This window comes from Paenibacillus sp. NPDC058898 (genome assembly GCF_049316025.1).
Classification (GTDB): Bacteria; Bacillota; Bacilli; order Paenibacillales; family Paenibacillaceae; genus Paenibacillus_AQ.
This window is the reverse complement of sequence record NZ_JBMOSM010000018.1, coordinates 84,970-95,314: the sequence shown is the minus strand read 5'-3', so window position 1 is coordinate 95,314 and position 10,345 is coordinate 84,970. Positions and strand designations below refer to the sequence as shown.

8 protein-coding genes and 8 tRNA genes are annotated in these 10,345 nt (G+C 48.1%); all 16 read left to right on the top strand.

Annotated features, from left to right (window positions below):
* The first annotated feature begins 129 nt into the window (after window positions 1-129).
* A tRNA-Ser gene (locus tag ACOZB4_RS30375) sits at window positions 130-221 on the top strand.
* 32 nt (window positions 222-253) lie between these two features.
* Window positions 254-330: transfer RNA gene (locus tag ACOZB4_RS30370), tRNA-Met, on the top strand.
* 9 nt (window positions 331-339) lie between these two features.
* A tRNA-Val gene (locus ACOZB4_RS30365) sits at window positions 340-415 on the top strand.
* A 26-nt stretch (window positions 416-441) separates the two neighbouring features.
* Window positions 442-517: transfer RNA gene (locus tag ACOZB4_RS30360), tRNA-Thr, on the top strand.
* Between the two features lie 13 nt (window positions 518-530).
* Window positions 531-607: transfer RNA gene (locus ACOZB4_RS30355), tRNA-Asp, on the top strand.
* Window positions 608-700: 93 nt separating this feature from the next.
* Window positions 701-773 (top strand) — tRNA-Phe (locus tag ACOZB4_RS30350).
* 12 nt (window positions 774-785) lie between these two features.
* Window positions 786-871: transfer RNA gene (locus ACOZB4_RS30345), tRNA-Tyr, on the top strand.
* A gap of 8 nt (window positions 872-879) precedes the next feature.
* Window positions 880-952: transfer RNA gene (locus ACOZB4_RS30340), tRNA-Lys, on the top strand.
* Window positions 953-1,103: 151 nt separating this feature from the next.
* Window positions 1,104-2,318, top strand: a complete 1,215-nt coding sequence (locus ACOZB4_RS30335) for a PucR family transcriptional regulator (protein ID WP_379414459.1) — start codon at window positions 1,104-1,106, stop codon at window positions 2,316-2,318.
* A 108-nt stretch (window positions 2,319-2,426) separates the two neighbouring features.
* Window positions 2,427-3,551 carry an ABC transporter ATP-binding protein gene (locus ACOZB4_RS30330; RefSeq protein WP_076326126.1) on the top strand — a complete coding sequence of 375 codons (1,125 nt, stop codon included), beginning with the start codon at window positions 2,427-2,429 and terminating at the stop codon, window positions 3,549-3,551.
* Window positions 3,552-4,091: 540 nt separating this feature from the next.
* A complete protein-coding gene (gene hprK, locus ACOZB4_RS30325) occupies window positions 4,092-5,030 on the top strand; it encodes an HPr(Ser) kinase/phosphatase (RefSeq protein WP_076326127.1) in 939 nt (312 codons plus the stop codon).
* Window positions 5,031-5,050: 20 nt separating this feature from the next.
* Complete coding sequence (gene lgt / locus ACOZB4_RS30320) at window positions 5,051-6,184, top strand: prolipoprotein diacylglyceryl transferase (protein ID WP_379414460.1); 1,134 nt, start codon at window positions 5,051-5,053, stop codon at window positions 6,182-6,184.
* 7 nt (window positions 6,185-6,191) lie between these two features.
* Window positions 6,192-6,842: a pyrophosphatase PpaX gene (gene ppaX, locus ACOZB4_RS30315; protein ID WP_379414461.1), complete on the top strand. Its 651-nt coding sequence runs from the start codon at window positions 6,192-6,194 to the stop codon at window positions 6,840-6,842.
* 13 nt (window positions 6,843-6,855) lie between these two features.
* Window positions 6,856-7,362 (top strand): acyltransferase, encoded by a 507-nt coding sequence (locus tag ACOZB4_RS30310; protein WP_076326130.1) that lies wholly within the window; start codon window positions 6,856-6,858, stop codon window positions 7,360-7,362.
* 180 nt (window positions 7,363-7,542) lie between these two features.
* Window positions 7,543-8,769: an acyltransferase gene (locus ACOZB4_RS30305; protein ID WP_339269305.1), complete on the top strand. Its 1,227-nt coding sequence runs from the start codon at window positions 7,543-7,545 to the stop codon at window positions 8,767-8,769.
* A 342-nt stretch (window positions 8,770-9,111) separates the two neighbouring features.
* Window positions 9,112-10,305 carry an ATP phosphoribosyltransferase regulatory subunit gene (locus ACOZB4_RS30300; RefSeq protein ID WP_339269307.1) on the top strand — a complete coding sequence of 398 codons (1,194 nt, stop codon included), beginning with the start codon at window positions 9,112-9,114 and terminating at the stop codon, window positions 10,303-10,305.
* Window positions 10,306-10,345: the final 40 nt, after the last annotated feature.

The following is a 10,345-nucleotide window of genomic DNA, read 5'->3' as shown; positions in this document are numbered from 1 at the left end:
AGCAATGCATGGAGCTGACCAATACTAATCGGTCGAGGGCTTATCCAAAACATATTTCAATGTGCTGCAAATTCGTTTCGTATCTAGTTTTCAGGGAATCAATCTCTGTAACTGCATACAAGTTATGATGGAGAGATACCCAAGTGGCTATAAGGGGACCCTCTGCTAAGGGGTTAGACTGCGTAAGCGGTGCGAGGGTTCGAATCCCTCTCTCTCCGCCATTTGAATAACTTGAACGCAAATAGGTTTATATGGCGGTGTAGCTCAGCTGGCTAGAGCGTACGGTTCATACCCGTGAGGTCGGGGGTTCGATCCCCTCCGCCGCTACCATACATACCTGGAGGCTTAGCTCAGCTGGGAGAGCATCTGCCTTACAAGCAGAGGGTCGGGGGTTCGAACCCCTCAGCCTCCACCATGTACTTATTTTTATTACCTTACCATGCCGGTGTAGCTCAATTGGTAGAGCAACTGACTTGTAATCAGTAGGTTGGGGGTTCAAGTCCTCTCGCCGGCACCATCTTTAATAATGTGGAACTGTGGTGTAGAGGCCTAACATGCCTGCCTGTCACGCAGGAGATCGCGGGTTCGAATCCCGTCAGTTCCGCCATTATTAATCTTAAGGAATAAAAATGGTCGGTTTTCCACAGATTAAAGTGGGCAGGATTGCATTCCGCACTTTATTTTTATGTCATTTATGTAAGGCTCGGTAGCTCAGTCGGTAGAGCAGAGGACTGAAAATCCTCGTGTCGGCGGTTCGATTCCGTCCCGAGCCACCTTTATATCCTGGAGGATTAGCGAAGTGGCCAAACGCAGCAGACTGTAAATCTGTTCTCGTCCGAGTTCGGTGGTTCGAATCCATCATCCTCCACCAGTAAATAAGAGCCATTAGCTCAGTTGGTAGAGCACCTGACTTTTAATCAGGGTGTCGAAGGTTCGAGTCCTTCATGGCTCATCCGAAGAGTCGTCAACGTTGTTGACGGCTCTTTTTGTGTTGTTTTTAAGCAGTTTTTCTCCAATGTAACTGGACTTAGAGAGAAGGCATTGTCGCTTGCACTGGGTGTTATGCTAAAATAAGAAAAAACGATAAAGTGGTGGAGTCATCAATGGTGGAGATGGAGCACATCGTTCAGAAACTAGAGCAGACCTTGGGTACCTCACTCGGTTTAAAAACATTGAATGCTCAGGAAGCAGCATGGTTAACAAAACTAATAGCGACCTCACCGCCATTCGGTGATCGGATGGGTCATGAGGAAAGAGCCCAGGGGGCTAGTAGCCGTGAAGAAAACAGAACCTCACACCAATCACGAAGGGTTCACGGCGCCTATGTGCACAAGGACCTTGGTGAGATTTGGATTCCTGTGAATCAACAGGATCCTAGTCGGGTAATTGTAGCGAATCAGAGTGCTTTGACGGAGTCGGAGATTGGGCTTATAACTCTACTATTGTCGAGCCTTCAGGATACGACACCAGGGGTAGTGTCCAAGAGTGCCGGTAAGGTTGAAGAAGAACGACGCGCCCAACAGTTGGGTGGTTGGTTAAAGGAACGCCTGCAAGCCGGTGAACTGCTTGCTGAATTACCAGAGGAAATGTGGATTCGGACAAGCTTGACGGAGGACATGGTTCCTTTTCTTCTTATTCATGAGAGCGAGCACGCCCCTACTCCAAGTTATAAGGCACTGCATCGGTTATTGCGCAGCTATTTTGGCGGGGACATCATTCTGGTGCCACTGCTTGATAAGGAATGGATTATCCTAGCGAACCAGGAATTGCTGGACGGTATAACGACGGATGATAAAGAGGATGCTTCGGTGGAAGGCGATCAAGATTTACTCTCCTTATTCTGCATGGGGCTCTACGAGCTGATTTCAACGGAATGGGTGGGTGATTTCCATATCTCGGCGATACCGGCAGTTAATGCCCTGCATGCTCTGCCACAGACCGTTAGCATGTTAAGAGAAACCATGACCATCGGCCGTACATTCCAGGTAAAGGAACATATCCATCTGTCGACCGGGCTTCATCTGGAGCGCCTGGTCTATAGCATTCCTGAGTACCAACGCAATCAATTTCTGCGAGAGTACGCTGCCGGACATACCGATTTATTCGAGGATAGTGAGACCTTGTCAACGCTGGAGTCTTTTTTCGAATTGGATTGTAACGTGAGCGAGACGGCCAAGCACCTATATATTCACCGTAACACGCTGCTATACCGCCTGGATAAGATCAAACAGGAGACGGGGCTTGATGTTCGCAGCTTCAGTGATGCGGTTTTAGTGAAAATAACGCTTCTATTGTATAAAGTGACGAAAAGGAAATAGGTTTTTTGTGCAGATTGTGTATAGCAAGTCAGGTGCCTATGGGGTAATATAAGATTATAAATTAATTGTATTCGATTTCATAACATTCATATGAGGGGGCAAATGCACATGGCTGGTGTACGCTTAGAGCATATTTACAAAAAGTATGCAGGTGCGGATAAAGCAACTGTAATTGACGTTAATTTGGATATTAAAGATAAAGAATTCTTGGTACTGGTAGGTCCTTCCGGTTGCGGTAAGTCCACGACACTGCGTATGATCGCAGGTCTTGAGGAAATTTCTGAGGGTAAACTTTACATTGGCGACCGCGTTGTTAACGATGTAGCACCTAAAGATCGTGACATCGCGATGGTATTCCAATCCTACGCCTTGTATCCACATATGAACGTATATCAGAACATGGCATTCGGTTTGAAACTCCGTAAAGTGAAGAAAGACGAAATCGATAAACGTGTACGTGAAGCAGCAAAAATCCTGGATATCGAGCATTTGCTCGAGCGTAAACCAAAGGCTCTGTCCGGTGGTCAGCGTCAGCGTGTTGCCTTGGGTCGTGCGATTGTCCGTGATCCACAAGTCTTCTTGATGGATGAGCCACTTTCCAACTTGGATGCGAAACTCCGCGGTCAGATGCGTGCCGAAATTACAAAGCTGGTTAAGCGCCTTGAAACCACTTGTATCTATGTAACGCATGACCAAACAGAAGCTATGACGATGGGTGACCGTATCGTTGTTATGCAAGACGGCATTATTCAACAAGCGGATTCCCCAGAGCAACTGTACAACAATCCGAACAACCTGTTCGTTGCTGGTTTCATCGGTTCCCCAACCATGAACTTCATCAACGGTAAATTGTCCGAGCAAAACGGTGGCGTATACTTCACTTCCCAGGGCTTGAACGTTCAAGTACCAGGTGGTAAAGCGCAATTGCTCAAAAACAAATCCATGATTGGCAAAGAAGTAATCATGGGTGTTCGTCCGGAAGATATTCATGAAGAGCCAGTCTTCCTGGAAGCTTCCCCGAACACAATCTTCACTGCAAAAGTTGACGTAACCGAGAACCTTGGTCACGAAATGCTCTTGTACCTGAGCGGCTTGGGCACCGATACGGTTATCGGCCGTGTAGACGGACGTTCGACTACTCGCGAAAGCGACAATGTGAAATTGGCACTCGACATGAACAAAGTTCATATCTTTGATAAAGAGTCTGAATTGAACGTATTGCTCGAAGACTAATCTTCAGCAATCGGGATCTCTTGAAAACCGCCCTCTCAAGGGGCGGTTTTTTTAGGGGAAAAATACATAAATCCAGGTAGTATTCACTCCTAGAGAGGGTTTAAGGTGTTTCTCGCAGAAGGTAGTAGATGCATTCAAAGGAATAGCAGATATATAAAGCAGTAAACCCAGATGCTGGAGAAGAATGGAGTTAATAATGCCTTTCGTGATAAAACATTACATTTATATTATTCAAGTTATAGTACGTAATCGTAGTGTCGGTTCACCCCAATATAAGCCTAATGTCGCGATTGAATAGCCGGTTAGAATTGCATTCATTGGTTTTTTTCGATAAGATAAGCACAAAGCAAGGCATACATAAGTATGGGACATACGGGATGTTGAAGCATATTTCATGTGAATTGCCAGATCGCTGATAAGGCTTATACAGATTATCTACTTTAGATAATATCGAATATGGAATATATCATCCAATACGGGCCGCGTACATGACGGTTGCGTTGTGATGTCAACATACAATGGAAGAAGAGGGGTAAGACCATGGCCAAGAAAGTGAAGGTATCCGAGCTGGTCCAGCAGTTTCAGCTGGAGGTCATCGCAGGTGAGGAAGGCTTAAAACGTCAGATTACAACGGACGATCTGAATCGCCCGGGATTGGAAATGGCCGGTTATTTTGAATACCATCCGCGGGAACGGGTCCAGCTTCTGGGCCGCACGGAGTTGGCTTTCTTCGGAATGCTGAAGCCGGAAGAGCGTAAAGAGCGGATGCGCAGCCTGTGTACGGAAGAAACACCTTGCATTGTAGTTACTCGTTCCTTGGAAGTGCCGGAGGAGCTGGTGGAACTCGGGAACGAAAGAGGTTTGCCTGTACTGCGCAGCAGTATGGCGACAACCATTCTGACAAGCCGATTCACAAGCTTCCTGGAGCGTAAACTTGCACCAACTACAACCATCCACGGGGTATTGTGCGATGTTTATGGCGTGGGGATGCTGATCACAGGTTCAAGCGGTATCGGGAAGAGTGAGACGGCATTGGAGCTCGTCAAACGCGGACACCGATTGATTGCGGATGATGCGGTGGAGATACGTCAGACATCGGATTTTCAGCTTCACGGAACGGCGCCGGAGTTAATTCGCCATCTTCTGGAGATTCGCGGAGTTGGTATTATTAATGTCATGACGTTATTCGGTGCAGGAGCCGTTCGGAACAATAAACGGATTACGCTTGTTGTTCGATTGGAAGCTTGGCAGCAGGATAAACAGTATGATCGTCTGGGATTAGATGAAGAAACAACACGAATTATTGAGACAGACATCCCTCTGGTCACCATTCCGGTTCGTCCAGGACGTAACCTTGCGGTTATTATTGAGGTAGCAGCTATGAACTACAGATTGAAACAAATGGGACTGAATGCTGCGCTGCAGTTTACGAACAAACTGACAGCTACGATCGCTGAAGATATGGACGATTTGGACTAGGACTAGGGAGGTTATAAAAGATGCAAACATTGCTCATCGATCCGGTGGCGTTCTCCATCGGATCGCTGCGTGTTCATTGGTATGGCTTGATTTTGGGGTTGGGAGCTTTAGCAGGGCTGTTACTGGCCATTCGCGAGGGAAAGCGTTTTGGCATTCCGCAGGAATTTTTCATGGATTTGCTCTTGCTTGGTGTTCCTTCCGCAATCATTGGTGCGCGTATTTATTATGTAGCTTTTAAATGGGAAGATTATAAAGACAACTTCCTGGATGTGTTCAAAATATGGAACGGCGGGATTGCCATATTCGGTGCCCTTATTGGTGCCATTATCTGTGCGTTAATCTTTGTTCGCCGGAAAGGCTATTCATTCTGGCGGATTGCCGATATCTGTGCTCCGTCCCTGTTGGCCGGTCAGATCATTGGACGCTGGGGGAACTTCGTTAACCAGGAGGCCTATGGCGGTCCTGTAAGCGAATCCTTTTTACGCGGACAGCTGCACCTGCCTGATTTCATCGTGAATCAAATGAATGTACAAGGTGTATTCCATCACCCTACCTTCTTATATGAATCGCTATGGAACTTGGTGGGTATTGTCATATTGCTTATCCTCCGCAGACAGAAATTCCTGCGCGCAGGCGAACTCTTCATCGGATATTTCATCTGGTATTCCATCGGCCGATTCTTCATTGAAGCGGTGCGTACGGACAGCTTGGCGTTCCAAGGCGCAACCGGACTTGCCGACTTCATTAACAATACGCTGTGGGCACCGATGACTTGGATGGGCTTTGAACTGGGCCATCTGGATCCGGCTTACGGCAATATTCGGATTTCTCAGCTGCTGTCGGTGTTCTTCGTTATTGCAGGCATCGTATTGATCGTTGTACGCCGCGTAACAGGCCGCGCTAATGTGCGTTATTTGGACCCCATCGTGTCAACGAAGACCGGAGCAGGGCCAACGCCTGAAGCTGACCTTCAGACGGATAAAGCCGTGAAGTCATCTGCGCAGGCACCTGTTAAGCAGGATAAACCGGCAGCAGATCCAGTAGAGAAGGATGATACAAGCTCTCTAATCCAAACCGAGGAGACGGAAGTCAAACCATCCCGAGTAGAAGATACTCCGGCAATAAAACCAGATACGGAGGACAAAAAGGAGTAGTTGCAGCATGATAGAAACCGTACTGTTTGATTTAGACGGAACCATTATTGATACGAATGAATTGATTATCTCGTCGTTTCTGCATGTCTTCGAGGCTCAAGCACCGGGACCGTTAACCAGGGAGCAGATCATTCCACATATGGGAACCACGCTGGAACAGCAGCTGCAGGCTTTCTCGGGAGGCGTTGAGGATGTTAGTCCGTTTGTCAAAGCCTACCGTTCCTTCAACACGCTTCATCATGATGAGATGGTTAGACCGTTCCCTCATGTAAATGAGGTCGTGGAGTCCCTTCATCGTCACGGGCTTTCGCTTGGGATTGTAACAACTAAGATTCGTCCTTCTACGATGATGACTTTGGAAAAGTACGATCTCGAGCGATTCATGTCGGCGATTGTTACGGTGAACGACGTCGAGCATCCGAAACCGCATCCTGAGCCCGTTCTGACGGCAATTGAGCGGCTGGGCGCCAATCCGGCTACGACATTGATGATCGGGGACAGTCCGGTCGACATTCAGTCCGCCAAGGCGGCGGGTGTGAAGGCCGCAGCTGTAGCTTGGTCCCTGAAGGGTGAGCAGAAGCTGATGGAGTATGGTCCGGATTATGTTTTAAAGGATATGAAAGACCTGTATGAAATCGTAGGACTTCAAGAGGAATAGGAGTTTTGGCAGCATGGCCAGAAAGGTTACCCGTTATCCTGTAGAAGGGCCCAACGCGCTATGGCAAATCTACCGCACCGTGAGCCCGTTCAAGGGCGTCAAGAACTTCATCTTTATCCAGTTGGCCCGCTATTGCCCTATCCTGCCCTTGAAGAACTGGATATACCGCCATATGCTCGGGATGAAGGTGGGAAGACATACCGCGTTTGGATTGATGGTCATGGTGGATGTGTTTTTTCCGGAGAAAATATCTATCGGCGAGAATTCGGTGATCGGCTACAATACAACGATTCTTGCCCATGAGTATCTAATAAAGGAATATCGTCTGGGTGAAGTGCGGATCGGGGAGAACGTGCTCATCGGCGCGAACACCACGATTTTGCCTGGCGTAACGATCGGAGATGGAGCGGTTGTTGCTGCAGGGTCTGTCGTACATAAAGATGTGGCACCGGGTGTTTTTGTAGGCGGCAATCCATTGCGAGAGCTGAAGAGGACATCGACGGAAAGTGAGTCAATTTGAGGTAATGTGACAAGTTAGGTTCTCAAGCTACCTGAATTATTGTAGAATGAGTATAGGATAACATGACACAAAGCGATTCCATAGTCCCCGGGGTATGATGGCCTTGAGGGACTTTTTTGCCCGCCCATCCCTTTTCATTGACTCTATGAAAATACTTGAATCAAGGAGGCGACGCCTGACATGAGTGCAACGCTGAACAAGAAGGAAAGGCTGCCGCAGCTCGATATTTATCGTGCGCTGGCCATCCTGGGCGTGCTTCACGTTCATGCGACTTCATTTGCAACAGTGGATGCGATTGATTCGCGATTCTATTATATTATTAATTTTTTGAATATTTTCTTTAAATACGGTACACCCTCGTTTATATTCCTAAGCAGCTTCGTGCTGTTCTATAACTATGCGGACCGGCCACTGACCAAAGATCTAATCAAAAACTTCTATAAACGGCGGCTCTTGTACATTTTGCTGCCTTATGTGTTGTTCTCGATCATCTATTTCTTTGTGCGGATGTATCAGAACGGGCTGCTCAACAGCTCATTTGATCTATGGGCACAGATGCCTCTTTTCTTTGAACGTTTAATTCGGGGGCAGAACTATACGCACTTATATTTTGTGTTTATCAGTTTGCAGTTCTATATCTTGTTCCCGATCTTCCTTAAGCTGTTCAAATCGTCACGGTTTCTCGTACGGTGGGCGGTTCCCATCGGGTTCCTGCTTCAATGGGGCTTTATCATATGGAATAAATATGAGCTGCACTACACGTTTAAAGGAAGCCTGGCCATCTCGTATTTAGCCTATTATATGCTGGGTGCTTATCTGGCGATGAATTACGACAAATTCAAGGGCTGGCTTACGTCATCCTGGAAAAAGCAGACTTCAGGTCAAAGAGCAGGTACGGTCGTGTTATGGGCCGGTTGGCTTGCGATGGCACTGACACATGTGCAGATTTGGTACAATCAGAGATTGCACGGTGCCAAATACGACTCCCTGTTGTACGAGCTGTTATGGAATCTGCACACGGTTTTCTCCGCGATTGTGCTGATGCAGCTGGCCAGCTGGCTGTATAACAGCGGTTGGAAACTCATCGTGAAGGTGCTGACGCGGATTGGCGAGTTGTCCTTCGCGATCTATCTGGTGCATCCGCTCTGGCTGTTCCTATACCGGGAGTACGATCTCAAGCTGAATCCGGTAACCGATGATTATCTCATCTGGATTTATGGTGGCATGGTTACTGCGCTGATTGTCAGTGCACTGGTGGTACAAACGGTGTTCCGGTGGATTCCAGGCTCCTGGATGCTGCTTGGCAGCGTTCCGCGATCATTGAAGCCATCATCCAAAGCACCAAAAGCACCAACGCAGAGAAAAGACACCGTTACAGGCGACAGCAAAAAATCGGTGGATCTATAACCATAGCAGGCATACTTTTTTCTTATTTATCATTATGAAGCAAAGCCGTCCGGCAATCGGACGGTTTTTTTGTATTATGCGTGGCTCTGGACATATCAGAGATTCACCCCTAGATAAGCAAGCCACTCCAGCATGTTCTTGTGTTACAATTATACCCAGAAGTTAAGCAGATTCTTTGGCGGCTAAGGCGGATTACAACGGAGAACGATACATAGCAGGACGCATTCATGATGCATTGACGATCAGGCAGGGTTCATGGTAATATAGCCAATATCCTTTAATTTATTAGCAAGGTACCACTTTACCATAGTAAAGACTTTTCTGAATTTGAGGTGGAGCGTCATGTCTAAACCGAAAGGCTTCGAAAAACCGGCAGGTGTTCGTGATTACCTCCCTCATGCGGTCACCAAGCTGCGCCGGATTGAACGTGAAGTGCTGGCATGTATGGACCGCTGGGGATACCGGCAGATTATGACACCAACGATGGAATATTACGATACGGTAGGCGTGGCAAGCTCTACGTCGGACCAAAAACTGTTTAAATTATTGAATAAGCGCGGAACGACGATGGTGCTGCGGTCCGATCTGACTGCTCCCATAGCACGGGTCATGTCGTCGCTGCTGAAGGATGAGCCATTACCGGTGCGTTTGTCTTACCATGCAAATGTGTTTCGCGCAATCGAAGAAGAGGCGGGCCGGGAGGCTGAATTCTTCCAGACGGGTGTAGAGCTTGTAGGCGACGATACGCCGGAGGCTGATGCTGAAGTGATTGCACTGGCCATCGAGTCTCTGAAGGCGGCAGGCGTGGAGAAATTCAAAATCGCGATGGGGCATATGGGTTACCTTAATGGCCTGCTCCAGGAGGTGCTGCCTGAGCGGACGGAGGATCAAGAGAGCCTAAAGCAGGACCTGCTAAACCGCGACTATGTCGGATACCGAAATACCATTGCCAGTCTGCGGCTTACGGAGACACAGCAGGATCAGCTGGAAGGAATCCTGAAGCTGCGCGGGGGGCGGGAGATTGCCGGGCAGGCACTTGAGATTAGCAGCAATGATCTCGCAAGAGCTTCTATTGAGCACCTGTGCAGAGTATGGGAGGTGCTGGAGGCATACGACGTTTCCAGGCATGTTCTGTTTGATCTGACGATGCTCGGAGACTTCTCCTATTACACCGGCATGACGTTTGAAGGCTATGCTGCTGAGCTAGGTTCACCCGTTGCGAGCGGCGGTCGTTATGACAAGCTGCTGCAGCAGTTTGGCCGTGCCGTTCCGGCAACCGGCTTTGCGCTTAAGACCAATCGCATATTGGATGGGGTGCAGGGAGAAGAGATTACGGAGGAGCTGCCCGTTCTGATCCGTTACACGGCTTCCTATCGCAAAGAAGGTTTGGCGAAAGCGTCAGAATTGCGGGCACAGGGTCATACCGTCATCACCTCGATTATGCCGGACTCGGCGAATGTCCGAGATGAGGGGGTACCCGTTGTATCCGGCAGTTTGCTTAATAGAGGCTATCGGGAGATCATTACCCTTCGATAGAACGCTGATATATCACTCTATTTTATATAGGTTAAGGTCA